Source organism: Microbispora sp. NPDC046973 (assembly GCF_040644495.1).
Classification (GTDB): Bacteria; Actinomycetota; Actinomycetes; order Streptosporangiales; family Streptosporangiaceae; genus Microbispora.
On sequence record NZ_JBEYWQ010000027.1, the window covers coordinates 41885 to 59970 of the forward strand.

Annotated in this window: 18 protein-coding genes; 14 read left to right on the forward strand and 4 right to left on the reverse strand. The window is 73.3% G+C overall.

Features of this window, described 5'->3' with window-relative positions; genetic code table 11:
• Positions 1 to 135 precede the first annotated feature (135 nt).
• Together ABZ860_RS34185 and ABZ860_RS34190 are read right to left on the reverse strand one after the other, a co-directional pair.
• A complete protein-coding gene (locus ABZ860_RS34185) occupies positions 136 to 1212 on the reverse strand; it encodes a PQQ-dependent sugar dehydrogenase (protein ID WP_357228321.1) in 1077 nt (358 codons plus the stop codon).
• Between the two features lie 182 nt (positions 1213 to 1394).
• Positions 1395 to 1703: a spore germination protein GerW family protein gene (locus ABZ860_RS34190; protein WP_357228324.1), complete on the reverse strand. Its 309-nt coding sequence runs from the start codon at positions 1701 to 1703 to the stop codon at positions 1395 to 1397.
• A 54-nt stretch (positions 1704 to 1757) separates the two neighbouring features.
• Between ABZ860_RS34190 and ABZ860_RS34195 the strand changes: the two genes are divergently transcribed.
• Both ABZ860_RS34195 and gdhA read left to right on the forward strand, forming a co-directional pair.
• On the forward strand, positions 1758 to 2690 hold the full coding sequence (locus tag ABZ860_RS34195) for a GNAT family N-acetyltransferase (protein WP_357228327.1): 933 nt from the start codon (positions 1758 to 1760) through the stop codon (positions 2688 to 2690).
• Between the two features lie 71 nt (positions 2691 to 2761).
• Positions 2762 to 4105 (forward strand): NADP-specific glutamate dehydrogenase, encoded by a 1344-nt coding sequence (gene gdhA / locus ABZ860_RS34200; protein WP_357228330.1) that lies wholly within the window; start codon positions 2762 to 2764, stop codon positions 4103 to 4105.
• Between the two features lie 40 nt (positions 4106 to 4145).
• Here gdhA and ABZ860_RS34205 read toward each other — a convergent pair whose 3' ends face one another.
• On the reverse strand, positions 4146 to 5555 hold the full coding sequence (locus tag ABZ860_RS34205; protein ID WP_357228333.1) for an MFS transporter: 1410 nt from the start codon (positions 5553 to 5555) through the stop codon (positions 4146 to 4148).
• Between the two features lie 108 nt (positions 5556 to 5663).
• On the opposite strand from ABZ860_RS34205, the gene ABZ860_RS34210 reads away from it, so the two are divergent.
• The 3 genes from ABZ860_RS34210 to ABZ860_RS34220 are packed head-to-tail and all read left to right on the forward strand — an operon-like array spanning position 5664 to position 7324.
• Positions 5664 to 6545 (forward strand): helix-turn-helix transcriptional regulator, encoded by an 882-nt coding sequence (locus ABZ860_RS34210; RefSeq protein WP_357228336.1) that lies wholly within the window; start codon positions 5664 to 5666, stop codon positions 6543 to 6545.
• A gap of 10 nt (positions 6546 to 6555) precedes the next feature.
• Complete coding sequence (locus ABZ860_RS34215; RefSeq protein WP_357228339.1) at positions 6556 to 6927, forward strand: VOC family protein; 372 nt, start codon at positions 6556 to 6558, stop codon at positions 6925 to 6927.
• Between the two features lie 34 nt (positions 6928 to 6961).
• A complete protein-coding gene (locus ABZ860_RS34220; RefSeq protein WP_357228342.1) occupies positions 6962 to 7324 on the forward strand; it encodes a DUF2203 domain-containing protein in 363 nt (120 codons plus the stop codon).
• A 66-nt stretch (positions 7325 to 7390) separates the two neighbouring features.
• Here ABZ860_RS34220 and ABZ860_RS34225 read toward each other — a convergent pair whose 3' ends face one another.
• Positions 7391 to 8266 (reverse strand): hypothetical protein, encoded by an 876-nt coding sequence (locus tag ABZ860_RS34225; RefSeq protein WP_357228345.1) that lies wholly within the window; start codon positions 8264 to 8266, stop codon positions 7391 to 7393.
• Between the two features lie 213 nt (positions 8267 to 8479).
• On the opposite strand from ABZ860_RS34225, the gene ABZ860_RS34230 reads away from it, so the two are divergent.
• The 9 genes from ABZ860_RS34230 to ABZ860_RS34270 are packed head-to-tail and all read left to right on the forward strand — an operon-like array spanning position 8480 to position 18085.
• Positions 8480 to 9541 carry a LacI family DNA-binding transcriptional regulator gene (locus ABZ860_RS34230; protein ID WP_357228348.1) on the forward strand — a complete coding sequence of 354 codons (1062 nt, stop codon included), beginning with the start codon at positions 8480 to 8482 and terminating at the stop codon, positions 9539 to 9541.
• Positions 9538 to 10443 (forward strand): sugar ABC transporter permease, encoded by a 906-nt coding sequence (locus tag ABZ860_RS34235; protein WP_357228351.1) that lies wholly within the window; start codon positions 9538 to 9540, stop codon positions 10441 to 10443. Before ABZ860_RS34230 ends, ABZ860_RS34235 begins: the two co-directional genes overlap by 4 nt.
• 1 nt (position 10444) lies before the next feature.
• Entirely contained in the window at positions 10445 to 11263 is an 819-nt protein-coding gene (locus ABZ860_RS34240) for a carbohydrate ABC transporter permease (protein ID WP_357228353.1), read from the forward strand.
• Positions 11264 to 11294: 31 nt separating this feature from the next.
• The gene (locus tag ABZ860_RS34245; protein WP_357228354.1) at positions 11295 to 12608 is read left to right on the forward strand and encodes a sugar ABC transporter substrate-binding protein; all 1314 of its coding nucleotides are present in this window, start codon (positions 11295 to 11297) and stop codon (positions 12606 to 12608) included.
• Positions 12605 to 13567 (forward strand): ADP-ribosylglycohydrolase family protein, encoded by a 963-nt coding sequence (locus tag ABZ860_RS34250; RefSeq protein ID WP_357228357.1) that lies wholly within the window; start codon positions 12605 to 12607, stop codon positions 13565 to 13567. Before ABZ860_RS34245 ends, ABZ860_RS34250 begins: the two co-directional genes overlap by 4 nt.
• A gap of 6 nt (positions 13568 to 13573) precedes the next feature.
• Positions 13574 to 14599 carry an ADP-ribosylglycohydrolase family protein gene (locus ABZ860_RS34255; RefSeq protein WP_357228360.1) on the forward strand — a complete coding sequence of 342 codons (1026 nt, stop codon included), beginning with the start codon at positions 13574 to 13576 and terminating at the stop codon, positions 14597 to 14599.
• The gene (locus ABZ860_RS34260; protein WP_357228363.1) at positions 14596 to 15843 is read left to right on the forward strand and encodes an ADP-ribosylglycohydrolase family protein; all 1248 of its coding nucleotides are present in this window, start codon (positions 14596 to 14598) and stop codon (positions 15841 to 15843) included. Before ABZ860_RS34255 ends, ABZ860_RS34260 begins: the two co-directional genes overlap by 4 nt.
• A complete protein-coding gene (locus ABZ860_RS34265; protein ID WP_357228366.1) occupies positions 15840 to 17192 on the forward strand; it encodes an ADP-ribosylglycohydrolase family protein in 1353 nt (450 codons plus the stop codon). The genes ABZ860_RS34260 and ABZ860_RS34265 overlap by 4 nt, the downstream gene beginning before the upstream one ends.
• Positions 17189 to 18085 carry a ribokinase gene (locus tag ABZ860_RS34270; RefSeq protein WP_357228369.1) on the forward strand — a complete coding sequence of 299 codons (897 nt, stop codon included), beginning with the start codon at positions 17189 to 17191 and terminating at the stop codon, positions 18083 to 18085. Before ABZ860_RS34265 ends, ABZ860_RS34270 begins: the two co-directional genes overlap by 4 nt.
• Position 18086: the final 1 nt, after the last annotated feature.

Genomic DNA, 18086 nt, shown 5'->3' on the forward strand with positions numbered 1-18086 from the left:
GGCTCGTCACCCATCGAAAGCGCCCGCCACGCGCGAGGCAACGGACCCGCGCAGGCCCAACCACCGGCCTGCGCGTTCGTCCGCCGCCGGGTCGCGGGGCCGGAAACTTTCAGATCGCCGCGGTGACGGCGACGGTCAGCGGGCCGCGGGCGGGACGCGGATGATCCGGTCGTCGTCGGCGGCCGGGGTCCCTCGGCCGTCGCGGTTGCTCGTCGCGACCCACAGCGAACAGTCGGGCCCGACGGCCACGGTGCGCAGCCGCCCGTACGCGCCCTGGAACTCGGCCACGGGAGTGCCGGCCATGCCGCCCCTGATCGGCACCGTCCACAGCCGCATCCCGCGCAGGGCCGCGGCGAAGAGCGTGCCCTTGGCGTACGCGAGGCCGCTGGGCGACGCCTCGGCGGGGCTCCAGGTCACGAGGGGGTTGGTGAAGCGGGGGTCGGAGCACGTGCCCTCGCAGGTCGGCCAGCCGTAGTTGCGGCCGGGCAGGATGCGGTTGAGCTCGTCCCGGGTGTTCTGGCCGAACTCCGTGGCGTACAGCCGGCCGCCGGTGTCCCATGCGAGGCCCTGCACGTTGCGGTGGCCGTAGCTGTAGACCGGCGAGCCGGCGAACGGGTTGTCCGCGGGCACCGAGCCGTCGGGCCGGATCCGCAGGATCTTGCCGCCCAGGCTGTTCAGGTTCTGGGCGTTGGCCGAGTTCCCGGCGTCGCCGGTGCCCACGTACAGCCTGCCGTCCGGGCCGAACGCGATCCGCCCGCCGTTGTGGGTCTGGGCACGGGGGATGCCTGTGAGGATCGGGTGCTGAGTCTGGGGTGAGCTCAGCCGGAACCGGACCACCCGGTTGTCGGAGGCGCTCGTGTAATACGCGTAGACCCACCGGTCCAGGGCGTAGGCCGGGGAGACCGCGATGCCGAGCAGGCCGCCCTCGCCCCTGGGCGACACGTTCGGGACGGTGGCCGCCTTCTCGGGCGCGGATCCGGGGCGCACCCGCATGATGTCCGCCGTGTCGCGCTGGGAGACGAGGGCGCTGCCGTCGGGGAGGAAGGCCATCCCCCAGGGCGCCCGCAGCCCCGTGGCGACGACCTGCGGGTGGGCGAAATCGAACCCGCCGGTGGCCGCGTTCGCGGGGAGCGGCTGGGTCACGACGAGCGTGGCGGCGGCGGTCGCCGCGCTGAGCGCGGTCGCGAGCGCCACGACGAGACGCTTGGGCATCACATGCTCCGGGGTGGGACGACGGCTTCCGACGGATGAACGTACAGTGCGTCACCCGTGGGGTACGCGCGCCGCGCCGGTGCCGCCACCAGGGAAAACGTCTTTGACCGATCCCCGTGATCTGGGTGTTCGCACGTACGCGGCCCGCTCGCAGGAAGGCCCGCGACCGTGTTGCGAGCCGGTCAGCGGGGGCGGCGGGTCACCGCGTACACGATGAGGGCGAGGCCCGCGAGGATCTGGCCGCCCAGGATGAGGCGGTTGAGATCGAAAGCCGGCCGCCAGCGCACGTCGCCGTCCTTGAGGACGAACATCCCGACCGGCCTGTTGACGACGCCGCCGCCTCCTCCGGGGACCTCGCCGCCCTGCTTCGGGCTGCGGCCGAAACCGCCTCCCGCGCGTACCGACGCCACGGGGATGAAGGTCACCCCGTCCTTCTCGTACGGCTCGCCGAAAACGCGCTGGCCGGTCAGCTTCTTGAGCAGTGGTTCCATGTCGCCAATTCTCCGGCAAGCCGCCCACAAGTCACGGTGCATACAAACGGTGGCGTGAACGATTACGACATCCGGCGGCCGGCGCCCGCCGACGCGGCGGCCATCCACGAGCTGGTCGCCGAGCACGACATCGAGGTGACCGGCAAGCCCGACTGGACGCTCGACGATATCGCCGACACCCTCGGCGAGCTGGACCTGGAGCACGACAGCTGGGTGGTCCGCTCGGGCGGGCGGCTCCTCGGCTGGGGCTACGCCAGGCGCAAGGGCACGAGCGACAACGTGGACGTCGACGTGCAGGCACGAGAGCCCGGCGCGGCCGCCCTGCTGTGGGACCTGGCGCTCGGCCGGGCCGGCGACCTCGCCCGCGAGGCCGGGCACGATCACGCGGTCGCCGACGTCAGCGTCTACGAGCAGGACACGGTCATGCGCGAGGCCGCCAAGGAGCGCGGCTTCGCGCCCGCGACCAGCTTCCACCGCATGCGGACCGACCATGCCGGCGTACGGCCCGTCTTCCTGCCCGGGGTCACGGTCGAGACCGGCGCGCCCGAGGGCGAGGAGGTGCTGCGCGCGGCGCACGCCGTGCAGCAGGAGGCGTTCGCCGAGCACTTCGGGTTCGTGCCGAAGACGTTCGGCGAGTGGGCCGACGAGATGGAGGCGTCCAGCGCGAACGACTGGCGGCAGCTGCTGCTGGCCCGGGTCCACGGCGAGCCCGCCGCCATGCTGCTCGGCACCAACCACTTCGTGCCCGACGAGAACTGCGGTTACGTCCGCACGCTGGCGGTGCGGCCCGCCTTCCGCGGGCGCGGTCTCGGCCGGCTGCTGCTCACGCGGGCCTTCGAGGCCGACGAGCGGCGCGGGCGGGTGGGCACGATCCTGCACGTGGACGGCAACAACACCACTCCCGCCCTCGGCCTCTACCGGTCGGTCGGCATGCGCCCGGTGCTCGTGATCGACGTCTGGCGGGCCCTCGTACGTCCCGCCCGCTGAAACGTGGTTGCTCACAACCCGGATACCTCTACTGTGAAATAGGGAGAAATCAGACAGTGAGGGAGTGGTTGATGCTGCACGAGAGGCTCGAGGCCGTCTACGACAACGTCCTGCGCCGCAACCCCGGTGAGATCGAGTTTCACCAGGCGGTACGCGAGGTGCTGGAGAGCATCGGCCCGGTGCTCGGCAAGCATCCCGAGTACGCGGAGCAGAAGATCATCGAGCGGATCTTCGAACCGGAGCGGCAGATCATCTTCCGGGTGCCCTGGGAGGACGACCGGGGCGAGGTGCACATCAACCGCGGCTTCCGGGTCGAGTTCAACAGCGCGCTCGGGCCGTACAAGGGCGGGCTGCGCTTCCACCCCTCCGTCTACCTCGGCATCGTCAAGTTCCTGGCGGTCGAGCAGATCTTCAAGAACAGCCTGACCGGCCTGCCGATCGGCGCGGGCAAGGGCGGCGCGGACTTCGACCCGAAGGGCCGCTCCAACCGGGAGATCATGCGCTTCTGCCAGAGCTTCATGACCGAGCTCTACCGGCACCTGGGCGAGAACACCGACGTGCCCGCCGGGGACATCGGCGTCGGCCAGCGGGAGATCGGCTACCTGTTCGGCCAGTACAAGCGCATCACCAACCGGTACGAGTCCGGCGTCATCACCGGCAAGGGGCTGGCCTACGGCGGCGCCCAGGTCCGCACCGAGGCCACCGGCTACGGCTGCGCCTTCTTCGTCGAGGAGATGCTCAAGGCGCGGGGCACGTCGTTCGACGGCAGGCGCGTGGTCGTCTCGGGCGCGGGCAACGTCGCCGTCTACGCCATAGAAAAGGTGCGCGAGCTGGGCGGCGTCGTCGTGGCCTGCTCCGACTCCTCCGGCTATGTCGTGGATGAGAAGGGCATCGACCTCGACCTCCTCAAGCAGGTCAAGGGGGTCGAGCGGCGCCGCCTCAGCGCCTACGCCGAGCGCCGCGGCGCCGAGGCGACGTACGTCGCCGGGCGCAGCGTGTGGGAGGTGCCCTGCGAGGTGGCGCTGCCGTCGGCCACGCAGAACGAGATCACCGGCAAGGACGCCGAGGCGCTGGTGCGGGGCGGGTGCATCGCGGTCGGCGAGGGCGCCAACATGCCGACCATGCCCGAGGGCATCCGGGTGTTCCGCGAGGCCGGGGTGGCCTTCGGACCCGGCAAGGCCGCCAACGCCGGCGGCGTGGCCACCAGCGCCCTGGAGATGCAGCAGAACGCCAGCCGCGACTCGTGGACGTTCGAGTTCTCCGAGCGGCGGCTCCAGGAGATCATGAGCGACATCCACGCCCGCTGCCTGGAGACCGCCGACGCGTACGGCATGCCGGGTGACTACGTGGCCGGCGCGAACATCGACGGATTCAGGAGAGTCGCGGACGCGATGCTCGCCCTCGGCCTCATCTGAGCGCCCGCCGGAGTGCCCATAGAAGTGCCCGTCTGAGTGCTCATCTGCGTGCCTGTTCGGAGGTCCAGCGGGTGCGCAGCAGGGGCAGCGCGCACCCGCCCGCGGCCAGCGAGACCGCGGCCAGCCACAGCGACGTCACCGTGGCGGCGTGCGCGGACGGCGCGAGGCTGAGGAACAGCGTGCCGAAGACGGCCACGCCGACGACCTGGCCGAGCTGGAGCATCATCGCCAGCAGGCCGCTGGCGTCGGCCGCGTCGGCGGGCGCGACCCGGGCCAGCGCCACCGCCATGAGCGGGCTGAACGTGCCCGCCATGCCGGCCCCGATGACCGCGAAGCTGATCTCCAGCAGCGGCTCGCCGTGGCCGCCGCCGGACAGCGCCGCCGCCAGCGCCAGCTCGCCCGCGGCGGTGACGACGGCGGACGCGACCATCGTCGGCCGGTGCAGGCGGGCCGGCAACCGCTTCCAGTTGAGGCTGGTCAGCCCGAAGGCACCGGCCGCGGGGATGAACAGGCAGCCCGCGCGCAGGGCGCTGTCGCCGAGGCCGCCCTGCAGGTGGAGGGCCATGGCGAACAGCCACCCGCCGTACGCCGCCATGACGAGGAAGATGCCGGACGCGGCGGCGGCCACCCCGGGGGCGCGCAGCAGGCGGCCGGGGACGAGCGGATGCGCGGCCCGCCGCTCCACGAGCAGGAACGCGCAGAACGCGAGAACCGACAGGCCCATCGCGACCCACCCCCACAGCGGCCAGTCCTCCTCGTGCCCGAGCACGAGCGGCACGACGAGCAGGCACACGGCGAGCGACAGGGCGACCAGGCCGGGCACGTCGAGCCCCTGCTCACGCCGCACGTGTACGGCGGGCAGGGTCCGGGCGCCGACGGCCAGCAGCGCGAGCCCGATCGGCACGTTGACCAGGAAGACCGGCCGCCAGGCCGTGCCGAACAGGTCGGCGGTCACCAGCAGCCCGCCGAGCACCTGGCCGACGACCGCGCCGACCGAGATGACCGTGGCGTAGACGCCGAGCGCCCGCCCCCGCGAGGCGCCGTCGAAGGTGACCTGGATCAGGCTGAGCACCTGGGGCACCATCAGGGCGGCTCCCGCGCCCTGCACCAGCCGGAAGGCGATCAGCACGCCGGTCGACGGGGCGAGCCCGCACATCAGCGACGCGGCCGTGAACACCGCGAGCCCGATGAGGAACAGCCTCCGGTAGCCGAGCAGCCCTCCGAGGCGTGCCCCGGTGATCAGCAGCATCGCGTACGCCACGGTGTAGCCGGAGATGACGAGTTGCAGGCCGGAGCCGGTGGCTCCGAGGTCGGTGCGCATCGTCGGCGCGGCGACGTTGACGATGCTGACGTCGAGGACGGCCATGAACTGCCCCGCCAGGATGACGGTGAGCAGCAGAGCCGACGAGGTTCGCCGCGCGGCCGGCGCGCGGGTGGTGACACTGGTCATGACGGCAACGATGCGGCCGCCGCGATACCGGTAACGAGAGCCTGCCGATACTGGTACTGACACCACCTGGCACCGCGGTCGCGCACCCGCCACGATGGGGAGGTGACGATGGGGATTCGCACCAGGAACACCAGGCGTGAGGAGCTCGCGGCCTTCCTTCGCAGCAGGCGCGAGCGGATCCGGCCCGAGGACGTCGGGCTGCCGCCCGGCCTGCGCCGCCGCACGCCGGGCCTGCGGCGGGAGGAGGTCGCACAGCTCGCGGGCGTGGGCGTGACCTGGTACACCTGGCTGGAGCAGGGCCGTCCCATCAACGCGTCGGTGCAGGTGCTCGACGCCATCGCCCGTACGCTGCGGCTGGACGCGGCCGAGCGGGAGCACCTCTACCGGCTGGCGGACATGCCGGAGATCGCCGATCCGGCGGGCGACGGGGACGGCCTCGACGCCGAGGTGCACGCGATCCTGCGTCAGCTCGATCCCCTGCCCGCGTGCGTCTACAACGGGCGCTACGACCTGCTCGCCTGGAACGCCGCGTACGGCACGATCTTCGCGTCCGTGGTCGCCCAGCCGAGGCTCGAGCGCAACGTCCTGTGGCGGGTGTTCACCATGCCGGACTGCTGCTGCCCGCTCGTGAACAAGGACGAGGAGCTTCCCCAGATGGTCGCCACGCTGCGGGCGGCCTTCGGCAGGCATGTGGGGGAGCCGGCGTGGACGGGCTTCGTCACCCGGTTGTCGGCGGTCAGCCCGGAGTTCGCCCGCATGTGGGCGATGCACGAGGTGGCCAGGCCGGGCGTCCGGATGAAGCTGTTCAAGCACTCGTCGGTGGGCCTGATCCGCATGACGTCCACCAGCATGGCGCTTGCGGCGCCGCCGGAGACCCGCGTCGTGGTCTACACGCCGATGGACGACGAGAGCCGGCAGCGGATCGAATGGCTGGCGGACCATCCGGAGGCCGCCCACTGCCCGCTGCATGGGGAGCCCGTCCGCGGGTAAAGCCGCAGTCATGGCCTGTCGTATCAGTGAACTCGTCGTCGACTGCCACGATCCCGAGCGGCTCGCCGCCTTCTGGTGCGGGGTGCTGGGTTTCGAGGTGATCGAGCGCAAGGACGGCTGGGTGGAGATCGGTCCGCCGGGCGTGGGCTTCGGCGGTCTCCAGCCGACGCTCATCTTCGAGCCGGTGCCCGAGCCCAAGCGGGGCAAGCTGCGCCTGCACATCGACGTCAACCCCACCGACCGCGACCAGGAGGCCGAGCTGGAGCGCCTGCTGAAGCTCGGCGCCGTACCGGCCGACGTGGGCCAGACCGGCGAGGAGGACTGGCACGTGCTCGCCGACCCGGAGGGCAACGAGTTCTGCCTGCTGCGCCGCCGCCTGTGAGCCTCGGCAGGGCCGATGCGGTAGCGTCCGGAGGGTGGCGAGGATCTTCACGGTCGACGAGGCCAGGTCGCTGATGCCGGCGGTGCTGGAGCACGCCCGCGCGTTCGTCGCCGTACGCGCCGATCTGGCCGAGCTCACCCACGACCTGCGGCACGCGGGCGGCTCACCCCTCGGAGGCCTCCCGGAGGCCAAGGGGCTTGAGGCGCGCATGGACGAGATCCTGAGCTGGTTCGACGCCGAGGACATCGAGATCAAGGGCGTCGCCCCGCTGCTCGTCGACTTCCCCGCCGTGCTCGGCGAGGTGTCCGTACGGCTGTGCTGGCTGGAGGGGGAGACCGCGCTCGGCTGGTATCACCGCAGCGACCTCGGCTTCCCCGGCCGCCGCCCTCTGCCCTGACCTCGCGGGTCCGGCAGACCGGCGCTCATATCGGTCTTCCCGTCGAGCGCCGGCCGCCTGCGCCCTTCACTCGGACAGGTCGTCGAAGCCGTCGAAACCGCCGAAGGCGGCGCCGTACCGCACGCACACCATCCGGGCCACGGACTCGTGCGCGCCGAGGGGCTCGGCGCACCCGGCGCCGATCGAGTCGGCGGCCGTCGTGATCCGCTCGCGGTCGGTCTCGGGGCCGATGACGTACGGCACCATGGCCAGCCGGTTGGCGCCGATGTTGCGCAGGCGCTCGGCGGCGTCGCGCACACTCGGCTGGCCGTCCAGCGCGGCGGGGACCACGGGGAGCGTCAGGCGGGCGGCCAGCAGGACGGCCGTCGCGTCGGCGCCGCGGGCGGCCTCGTCGCCGCCGGCGGTCGCGACGATGATCCCGTCGACCGGTGAGGAGACGTTGAACAGGCGCATCCGGTCGGCGCGGGCCAGACCCGCCTCGGCCAGGCGCACGTGCAGGGCCTCGGCCAGCAGAGGATGCGGGCCGAGCGGCTCCGTGATCCGCACCGCGGCCTCGCTCTGCGTCACGGCGTCCCGTACGGCGCGCAGCACGCGCGGATGGGGCCCGGTGACGAGCGGGACGACCACCGCGGCCGGTCCGTCGGCGGGCCGCTGGGCGGCGATGGACGCGAACTCCTTGGTGAGGTCGGCGCCGCCGTCGGCCAGCGAGACGATGCGAAGGTCGATCTGGGGGTTGTCGAGCCTGACGATGGAGGCGACCTCCATGGCCACGTCACCGCTCGGGCCCACCGGGTCTCCGGCCTTGCCCGGCACCGCCAGGACCAGGGCGGGCGCGTCGGGCGGCAGGTCGGCGGGGAGCGGCCGTCGGTGGCGGCCGGTCCCGGGCCGAGGAGAGCGCTCTCTGGTGGGGAGCTTCGGCGGGTCCTCGTGACCTTCGTTCACATCGGCGGATTCTAGGGCGAATCTGGTCGAAGAGCAGAACCAACGCGCGGCTTGTTGCGGCTTGGTGATCTAGGCGGTTTACGTGTTCGTTACTTGACGCTCCCCATGGGACCCGGTTTGATATGGACTCATCCGGCCGTAAACGTTTACAGAGCGCTGTGCGTTACCGGCTGGTAAACGATTACAGGACACTCTCTTCCAAGTGAGGTGCCGTTGACCGAGGGTCCCACGATCACCACGATCGCGCAACGCGCCGGTGTGTCGATCGCCTCGGTGTCACGGGTGCTCAACGGGCTGCCGACGCGCGAGGACACCGTGCGGCGCGTCATGCGCGCGGCCGACGAACTCGGCTACGTCCCCAACTCCGTCGCCCGCTCGCTCCGTAACCGCCGCACCGACCAGATCGCCTTCGCGATGGCCGACATCGGCAACCCCGTCTACGTGGCGATGGTGCGCGAGATCCAGCCGCTGCTGAAGGAGGCCGGCTACCGGCTCCTGATCCACTCCACCGACGGCGACGCCGAGGACGAGCTGGGCGTGCTGCGCGGGCTGCGCGAGCGCTACGTGGACGGTCTCATCATCAGCCCGCTGCGCGGCGTCACCGAGGAGCACATCGAGGCCATCGTCGCCGCGCGGGCCCCCGTCGTCGTCATCGGCGCGCTGCCGGAGGACATGCCGGAGGGCGCGCTGGTGGACAACGTGCGGACCGACTCCAGGACCGGCGTCCGCCTCGCGCTCGACCACCTGCACGTCATCGGCAGGCGGCGCATCGGCTTCCTCAACGGCCCGCTCGACACCGTCCCCGGCGCCGCCCGCGCCGCCGCCTACCGGGAGGCCCTTGAGGCGCTGGGCCTGCCGTACGACGAGGACCTCGTCGAGGTGGGCGACTTCTACCGCGACAGCGGCGCGCGCGCCGCGCGGGCGCTGCTGGCGCGCGTGCCCGGCGTGGACGCGCTGATGTGCGCCAACGACCTCATCGCGCTCGGCGCGCTCGACGTGCTCCGCGAGCAGGGCAGGGACGTCCCCGGCGACGTCGCGGTGGTCGGCATGGACGACACCGACCTCGCGTCGGTGACCTGGCCGACGCTGACCAGCGTCTCGCTCGGGTCGGCCGAGCGTGGCCGCGCGGCGGCCGGGCTGCTGCTCGACCGGCTGCAGAACGGCCCGCGCGAGCCGCGGGTGGTGGTCGTGCGGCCGAGCCTCACGATCCGCGGCTCCACCACTCGTCCGGGGACATCGCCTCGTGCGGGGACGTCGCCGGGAGGTGCCCGGTGACCGCGCTCGCCGAGCGGCCGTACGGCCGCGCCGGAGGCGGGCGGCGGCGCGGGCCGCGGTCCGGGAGCGGGCTCGCGCTGCTGCTCCCCGCGCTCGTGCCGGTGCTGGTCTTCAGCGTGGGCCCGCTGGTCTACGGCATCCTGCTGGCCTTCACCGACGCGCGGTCCGGCCGCAACACCGAGACCTCCTTCGTGGGCCTGGAGAACTTCGCCGAGCTGCTGTCGGACGGCGACTTCTGGGAGTCGTTCCGGATCGGCCTGGTCTGGGGCCTGTCGGTGACCGTGCTGCAGTTCCTCGCCTCGCTGGGGCTCGCGCTGCTGCTCAACCAGGACCTGCGCCTGCGCGGCGTCGCCCGGGTGCTCGCGGTCGTCCCGTGGGCCATGCCGCCCGTGGTGGTCGGCCTGATGTGGCGGCTGGTCTACCACCCGGACGCGGGCCTGCTCAACGGCCTGTTCGGCGCGGACGTCGACTGGCTGCACGACTTCTCCCTCGCGCTGCCCGCGGTCATCGTCGTGGGGGTCTGGACCGGCATGCCGCAGACCACGGTCGTGCTGCTCGCCGGCCTGCAGAACGTGCCGAGGGAGCTGTATGAGGCGGTCAGCGTGGACGGCGCGGGCCCCTGGCGGCGGTTCTGGAACGTCACGCTGCCGCAGCTGCGGCCGGTGATCGTGGCCATCACCTCGCTCGACTTCGTGTGGAACATCAACCAGTTCAGCCTGGTCTACGTGCTCACCCAGGGCGGGCCGGGCGGCCGGACGAGGCTGCCCATGCTGTTCGCGTACGAGGAGGCGTTCCGATACGGCTTCTTCGGATACGCGGCCACGCTCGGCGTGGCGATCACGATCGTCGTGCTGGTCGTGCTGGGCCTGTACCTGTGGCGGCAGGCGCGGGAGGGAGACTGACATGACCCGCGCGCTGAAGTACCTCGCCCTGCTGGGATACGTCGTGTTCCTGGCGTTCCCGCTGCTGTGGCTGCTGTCCACGGCGCTGAAGACGCCGCAGGAGATGGCCGCCCTCGACCCCACGTGGATCCCGCGCAGACCCACGCTGGCCAACTTCGCCGACGCCTTCGCGGAGCAGGACCTGGTCGGCGCCGGGCTGCGCAGCCTCGTCGTCGCGGTCGCCACCGCCCTGATCACGGTGGCGCTCGCGCTGCCCGCGGCGTACGCGCTGGCCCGCTTCCGCGGCGTGGCCGGGAAGATCGCGATCGGCTGGGTGCTGGTCAGCCAGGTCTTCCCGGTCGTCCTGATCATCATCCCGCTGTTCATGGTGCTGCGGCGGCTGGAATTGGTGAACACCCTCGCGGGGCTCACGGTCGTGCACGTCACGTTCGTCCTGCCGTTCGCGCTGTGGATGCTGCGCGGATACGTGCGGGCGGTGCCGCGCGAGCTGGAGGAGGCGGCGGCCGTGGACGGCGCGGGGCGGCTGCGCGCGCTGGCCGCCGTCGTCGCCCCGCTGCTCGCGCCCGGCGTGGTCGCGACGCTGCTGTTCAGCTTCATCTCGTCCTGGAACGAGTTCATGTTCGCCCTCGTGATCCTCAAGGATCCCGAGGTGGAGACCCTCCCGCTGACGCTGGTGCGCTTCGTCGGCCCGGAGGGGGTCGCCCGGCTCGGCCCTCTGGCGGCGGCGTCGCTGCTCGCGACCGTGCCGAGCCTCGTCTTCTTCGCGATCATCCAGCGGCGCCTGCGGTCCGGCCTCATGGCCGGGGCCGTCAAGGGCTGATCCGCATGGCGACCTTTGTTAGGAGGTCTCAATGAAGAGATTGAGTGCCGCGCTGGCTGTGGCGGCGGTCGCGCTCGCCGCGGGATGCGGGAGCGGCGACGGCGGCGGCGGTGGTGCCGCGTCCGGGCAGAACGGGGAGGCGGTGAAGCTGCGCTTCCTCAGCCTGGCCTGGCAGAAGGAGTCGATCGAGGCCAACAAGCAGATCGTCGCCGACTGGAACAAGGCCAACCCGAAGATCCAGGTCGAGTACGTCCAGGGGAGCTGGGACAACGTCAACGACCAGCTCGTGACGTCGTTCGAGGCGGGCGACCCGCCGGACGTCATCCACGACGACTCTCCGGCGCTGTCGAGCTTCGCCTCCCGGGGCTTCCTGCTCGACCTCACCGGCAAGGTCCCCGCCGAGCTCAAGGGCGACATCCCGCAGGCCGCGTGGGACACGGTCACCTTCTCCGACGGCAAGAGCGGCCAGGGCGTGTACGGCGTGCCGTTCCTGCAGGAGTCGCAGGTGCTCATCGCCAACAAGAAGCTGCTCGACGACGCCGGCGTCCGCGTGCCCACCCCGGACTCCCCCTGGACGTGGGACGAGTTCGCCGACGTGGCGAAGAAGCTCACCAAGAAGGGCGCGTACGGCGTGGCCTGGCCGATGAAGTCGCCGGTCAACAAGGTGCTGAACCTGGCGCTCAACTTCGGCGGCACCTTCTTCGACACGCAGAACGGCAAGACGACGGTGAAGGTCGGGCCGCAGGAGCGCGAGGTGCTCCAGCGCATCCACGACCAGCTCTACACCGACAAGTCGGCCGACCCGTCCGCGCTCGGCATGGGCACCGCCGACCCGCTGCCGGGCTTCTTCGCCGGCAAGTACGCGATCGTTCCGGCCGGGGTTTACCTGCGCCAGCAGGTCGCCGAGCAGGCGCCGAGCGGATTCGACTGGGTCACGCTGCCCCCGTTGAAGGGACAGACCTCCCAGCAGGGCGCGGTCTCCCAGACGCTGTCGGTCGCGGCCGACAGCAAGCACCCCGACGAGGCACTGAAGTTCATCGCCTACTTCCTGAACGGCCCGAACCAGGCGAAACTGGCCAAGGGTGACTGGCTGCTGCCCACCAGCACGACCGCCGCGAAGGACCCCGCGCTCACCACGAAGGAGAACGGGTGGGACGTCGCCACCGCCTCGGCGAAGGACCTCGTCGTCGCGCCGTTCCTCAAGGTGAACGGGTTCGACGAGTGGAAGAGCAAGGTGGCCACGCCGGCGATGCAGGAGTACTTCGCCGACAAGATCAGCCTGGACGAGCTGGCCAAGCGGCTCGTCGAGGAGGGGAACAAGGTGCTGGAGCGGTACACCCGTTGATCTCCGTACGCGACCGCGCCCGGGGCTGCCTGCTCGGCCTCGCCGCCGGCGACGCCCTGGGCGCCCCCGCGGAGAACCTCACCCCTGAGGAGATCGCCGCCCGGTGGGGCGTGCTCACCGAGATCGAGCGCGGCGGCACCGACGACACCGAGTACACGATCTTCGCCGCCACCGTGCTCCTGCGCCACGGCCACGCGCTCACCTCGGAGGACGTGGCGCGGGCCTGGCGCGAGGAGATTGTGGCGCGGCTCGACGGGCCGATGCGCGGTGCCGGGTTCTCCGAGCTCGGCACCGTCGAGGCCCTGCGCCGCGGCCTGGAGCCGCCGCTGACCGGCCGATGGCACGCCCACGGCTGGTCCGACGGCCTGGCCATGCGGGCAGCGCCGTACGGGATCTTCGCGGCGGGCGACCCGGACGAGGCGGCGCGGCTGGCGGAGGCGGACGGGCGGGTGAGCCACACCGGCGAGGGGATACTCGGCGGCCGGGCGGTGGCCGCGGCGGTCGCGGTCGCGATGACCGGCGCCCCGCCCGGCGAGGTGGCGGGGGCGGCCCTGCGGGCGGTCCCGGAGGACTCCTGGACGGCCCGCAACCTGCGCGCCGCGCTCGACGTCGCCGCCCGCACGCCCCGTCCCCACCTGGGGCGTGCGCTCCACGACACGGTCGTGGTCAAGCACTACCCGTGGACGGACCTGGCGCCTGAGGCGGTCGCCCTCGCGTTCGCCGCCTACATGGCGGGCGGCGGGGAGGTCGAGGCGTCGGTCGTCACGGCGGCCAACCTCGGCAGGGACGCCGACACCACCGCCGCCGTCGCCGGGGCTCTCGCGGGGGCGGGCCGGGGCGAGGCGGCGGTGCCCGCGCGCTGGGCCGAGCGCGTCGGCCCGGTGGCGGGCCGGTGCCTGCCGGTGGTCGCCGGACGGGACGTCCGCGACGTCGCCGACGAGATCGTGAAAGGAATGTAGGACCACATGCCATCGGGGGACAGGCGGGACGGGCACGACAGGCGAGACCGCGTGCGGGGGGCCTTCACCGGTCTCGCCGCGGGCGACGCCGCCGGGTGGCCTGCGGCCCGGCACCGGTCCACGCTGCTGGCGGGCTGGAGCAGGCGGCTGCACCGGGAACTCGACGCGTTCGCCGAGGAGCACCAGGTCACCACGCTGCCGGTGCCGTTCGCGCTGAACCAGCCGGTGGCGCCGCTGGCGGCCGGCCCGTCCGACGACGCCGAGTGGCTGGCCTGGACGGCTCTGACCATCCGGGAGGACCGGGCGGAGGCGTTCGGCCGCCTCGCGGGCCGCGACGACGTCCGGGCGCGCATCTCGGTGTGGGCGGCGCTCGACAACCTGGCGGCGGGCAGGCGCCCGCCCGCCAGCGGGCACGACAACCCCCACCACTTCGACGACGCCGCGGCCGTGCGGGCCGTCGCCTTCGGCGCGGCCGGGCTCGACCCGCTGGAGGACGCGTGCGTCACCAACGCGGAGGACGGCGTGCTCGGCGCGGTCGCGATGGCCCGTGCGGTGGCGGCGCTGACGGACGGCGCCGCGATGGCCGACGCGGTGGAGGCGGCGCTCGGCGCGCTGCCGCCGGACACGGCCATCGGGCACGCGGCGCGCGAGGCGCTCACGGCGGCGCGCGCGGCCGGATCGCCCTTCGCCGCCGTGCCGGCGCTGGACGCCGCCGTGCTCGACCACGTCTACAGCTACGGTGTGGCCGCCGCGCAGACGGTGCCGATCGCGCTGGCCCTCGCGGACGCCGCCGTCTCCTCCACCGGAGGGACGCCCGGTGGGGAGGAGTTCGGCGCGGGCGTCTCGGCGGCCGCGTGCCTCGCGCCGGTCGCCGACTCCGCGCCCGCGCTCACGGGCGCGCTGCTCGGCTGCGCCGCGGGGCACGACGCGCTGCCCGCCGCCTGGCGCGAACGGGTCCGCACCCTGGCCGGTTGCTGCCTGCCCGAGCTCGCGGGAACCGACCTGCTGGACATCGCCGGGCGACTCGCGTGAGAGCCGTCGCATCAGGCGTGGAGACCGACGTCACGCGTACGGACAAGGGGGAGGACTGGATGACGCCGCAGGAGGACCCGCCGGTCGATGTGCTGGCCGACAAGGCGGTCGGATGTGTGGCGGGCGCCGCGGTGGGCGACGCGCTCGGCGGAGCCACCGAGGGATGGACGCCCGAGCAGATCCAGGAGCGCTACGGAGGGCGTGTCCGCGGCGTCGTCCCGCCCTTCAACGAGGACTGGCGCAACGCCCGCCCGATCGCGCCCTACCACAAGGGAGACGGCCACGTCACCGACGACACGTTGATGACGCACGCCCTCATCCGGGTGTACGAGCGGGCCGGCGGCCACCTCGACGCCTACGCCGCCGCCGAGCATCTGGTCCCCGAGATGATGGGGGAGAAGCGGTGGATCCCCGAGCTGGAGGCCGAGGCGCTGCCGCTCCACCGGGTGTTCCTCGCCGAGAAGTGGCTCGTGCTGCGGCTGCACTACGGCCACGCCGACCCCCGCGAGGCCGGTGTCGGCAACATCGTCAACTGCGGCGCCGCGATGTACATGGCCCCGGTCGGCGTCGTCAACGCCGGCGACCCCGACGGCGCGTACGCCGAGGCGATCGACCTGGCCGGGGCGCACCAGTCGAGCTACGGCCGCGAGGCGGCGGGGGTGCTCGCGGCGGCGGTCGCCGAGGCGATGCGGCCGGGGGCGACGCCCGACTCGGTCGTCGCGACCTGCCTGCGGCTCGCTCGCGACGGCACCCGGGCCGCCATCGACGCGGTGTGCTCGGTAGCCCGGGGCCTCGGCCACTGGGAGGGCTCGTTCGAGGCCCTGCGGGCGGCGATCCGGCCGTACGACACGGTGGCCGACACCTACCGCGACCAGGGTCTCGGGGCGCGGCGGCCGAGCCGGGTGCACAGCATCGAGGAGCTGCCGCTCGCGCTGGCGTTCCTGGTGATGGCCAAGGGCGACTACCGCGAGACCGTGCTCGGCGGCGTCAACTACGGGCGTGACGCCGACTCGATCGCCTCGATGGGCGGCGCCGTCGCCGGGGCGCTCGGCGGGCGGGCCGCCGTCCCCGCCGACTGGCTGGAGCAGGTGGCGACGGCCAGCCGTACGGACCTGGTCGGGCCGGGGCTGGCGCTCGCGGCGGTGGCGCGGCGGGTCCACCGGGCCGACCGGGAGCGCCGCCGTGCGCACGAGGCCGCCTTCGACGCCCTGCTCGCGCCCCGAGGGCAGGGGGACGGGCGATGATCCGCCTGACATGGGTGCAGCCGGAGGACCTGGTCGGCCACGAGCTGCGGCAGGCGGCCGAGGACGGACGGGGGGCGCTCCCGGAGGTGACGGCGATCGGCGAGCGCTGGCACGCCGCCGGGGGACACGACGCGCCGCCCCGGGCGGGCGCCTCCCCGGGGCCCGCCCCCGAAGAGCTGCGCGCCCTGGCCGGGGAGCTGCTCGACGAGCTCGCGGCGATCCCCTCGCCGCTGCCCGAGCCCTCGGAGCTCGACGAGATCGTCGCGAGCTGCCCGGACTGGCCCGCCGCCCGCCCGCGAATCCATGCGGAGCCCGGCCGCGTACGCGGCGCGTGGTGGGGCCGGGCGGCCGGCTGCCTCCTGGGCAAGCCGGTGGAGAAGATCCCTCGCGAGGGGATCAGGGCCATCGCCGAGGCGACCGGCAACTGGCCGATCCGCGGCTGGTTCACCGCGAAGGGGCTGCCGCCGGAGATCGCGGAGCGGTGGCCGTGGAACCGCCGCAGCGCGGCCACCAGCCTCGCCGAGAACATCGACGGCGTGCCCGAGGACGACGACCTCAACTACGCGCTGCTCGCGCTCGACGTGCTCGAACGGCACGGCCGGGACTTCACGACCGAGGACGTGGCGCGGACCTGGCTCGACGCGCTGCCCGCCGGGCGGGTCTTCACCGCCGAGCGGGCGGCCTACCGCAACCTGCTCACGGGTCTCGAACCCCCCGCGACCGCCGTCCACCGCAACCCGTTCCGCGAGTGGATCGGCGCGCTGATCAGGGCCGACGTGTACGGCTGGGCCAATCCGGGCGACCCGGCGACGGCCGCGGAATGGGCGTGGCGGGACGCCCGGCTCAGCCACACGGCCAACGGGATCTACGGCGCGATGTTCGCCGCTGCCATGTGCGCGCAGGCGCTCGTCGCCGGGAACGTGGGCGAGGTCGTCGAGGCCGGGCTGTCGGTCGTGCCGCCCGGCTCGCGCCTGGCCGAGGCCGTACGGCAGGCCGTCGCGGACGCCGCGGCCGAGCCGGACTTCGAGCGGGTCGCGGACCGGCTGTACGCGCGGCACGGGCACCTCCACTGGGTGCACACGGTCAACAACGCGGCGCTGCTGGCGGCGGCCCTCGTCCACGGCGCCGGGGACTTCGCGGCCACCGTCGGCGCGGCCGTGGCCGGAGGCTGGGACACCGACTCGGCCGCCGCCACGGCCGGGTCGATCGCCGGCGCGCTGGCGGGCGGCGTCCCCGAGCGGTGGACCACCCGGGACCGGCTGGCCAGCAGCCTGCCCGGCTTCGACGGCGTCTCCATCGAGTCGCTCGCCGCCCGCACGCTCGTGCTTTCCGAGGGGGACCGACGGTGATCTCGGTGTTCGGCAGCGCCAACATGGACCTGGTGGCGTACGTCGCCCAGGCTCCCAAGCCGGGGGAGACCATCACGGGCCGGGAGTTCCGCACGATTCCCGGCGGCAAGGGGGCCAACCAGGCGATCGCCGCGGCCCGCGCGGGGGCGCAGGTGGCCTTCCTCGGGGCCGTGGGGGACGACGCGTTCGGGCCGGGCCTGCGCGCCGCGCTCGCCGAGGCGGGCGTGGACACGACCGGGCTGCGGGTCGTGCCCGGCTCCTCGGGCGTCGCCCACATCGTCGTGCAGGACGGCGGCGACAACTCGATCATCGTGGTGCCCGGCGCGAACGGCGCGGTCACCGGACCCGCCGGACGGGACGCGGAGGTCATCGGCCGGTCCGACGCGCTGCTGCTGCAACTGGAGCTGCCGATGGACGCCGTGGTCGCCGCGGCTCACGTTCCCCGTGCTGTGGCGTCCCGTGCCGAGGTGATCCTGACCCCGGCCCCGGCGGTGCCGCTGCCCGCCGAACTGCTGGAGGCCGTCGGCCTCATCGTGCCCAACGAGCACGAGGCGGCGGCCCTCACCGGCCGCGACGACCCCCGCGACGCGCTGGAAGCGCTGCTCGACCTTGTCCCCGAGGCCGTCGTCACCCTGGGCGCCTTGGGCGCCCTGTACGGCTCGCGCGACGGCACCCGACTGCGTGAGGCCGCCGTACCGGTGCGGGCGGTGGACACCACGGCGGCGGGGGACACCTTCGTGGGGGCACTGGCCGTGGCCAGGACCGAGGGGGCCGGCCCGGCGCGGGCGCTGCGCTTCGCCTCGGCCGCGGCGGCGCTGTCGGTGCAGCGGGAGGGCGCCAGCACCTCCATGCCGCACCGCAACGAGATCGACCGTCTTCTGGAGGGACTGTGAC

Excerpts from the sequence above, each read along its gene's own strand:
- ABZ860_RS34210 (WP_357228336.1), top strand. The coding sequence starts at position 5,664 with ATGGGGATTCGCACCAGGAACACCAGGCGTGAGGAGCTCGCGGCCTTC.
- ABZ860_RS34215 (WP_357228339.1), top strand. The coding sequence starts at position 6,556 with ATGGCCTGTCGTATCAGTGAACTCGTCGTCGACTGCCACGATCCCGAG.
- ABZ860_RS34185 (WP_357228321.1), bottom strand. The coding sequence starts at position 1,212 with ATGCCCAAGCGTCTCGTCGTGGCGCTCGCGACCGCGCTCAGCGCGGCG.
- ABZ860_RS34190 (WP_357228324.1), bottom strand. The coding sequence starts at position 1,703 with ATGGAACCACTGCTCAAGAAGCTGACCGGCCAGCGCGTTTTCGGCGAG.
- ABZ860_RS34245 (WP_357228354.1), top strand. The coding sequence starts at position 11,295 with ATGAAGAGATTGAGTGCCGCGCTGGCTGTGGCGGCGGTCGCGCTCGCC.
- ABZ860_RS34255 (WP_357228360.1), top strand. The coding sequence starts at position 13,574 with ATGCCATCGGGGGACAGGCGGGACGGGCACGACAGGCGAGACCGCGTG.
- ABZ860_RS34240 (WP_357228353.1), top strand. The coding sequence starts at position 10,445 with ATGACCCGCGCGCTGAAGTACCTCGCCCTGCTGGGATACGTCGTGTTC.
- ABZ860_RS34265 (WP_357228366.1), top strand. The coding sequence starts at position 15,840 with ATGATCCGCCTGACATGGGTGCAGCCGGAGGACCTGGTCGGCCACGAG.
- ABZ860_RS34205 (WP_357228333.1), bottom strand. The coding sequence starts at position 5,555 with ATGACCAGTGTCACCACCCGCGCGCCGGCCGCGCGGCGAACCTCGTCG.
- gdhA (WP_357228330.1), top strand. The coding sequence starts at position 2,762 with ATGCTGCACGAGAGGCTCGAGGCCGTCTACGACAACGTCCTGCGCCGC.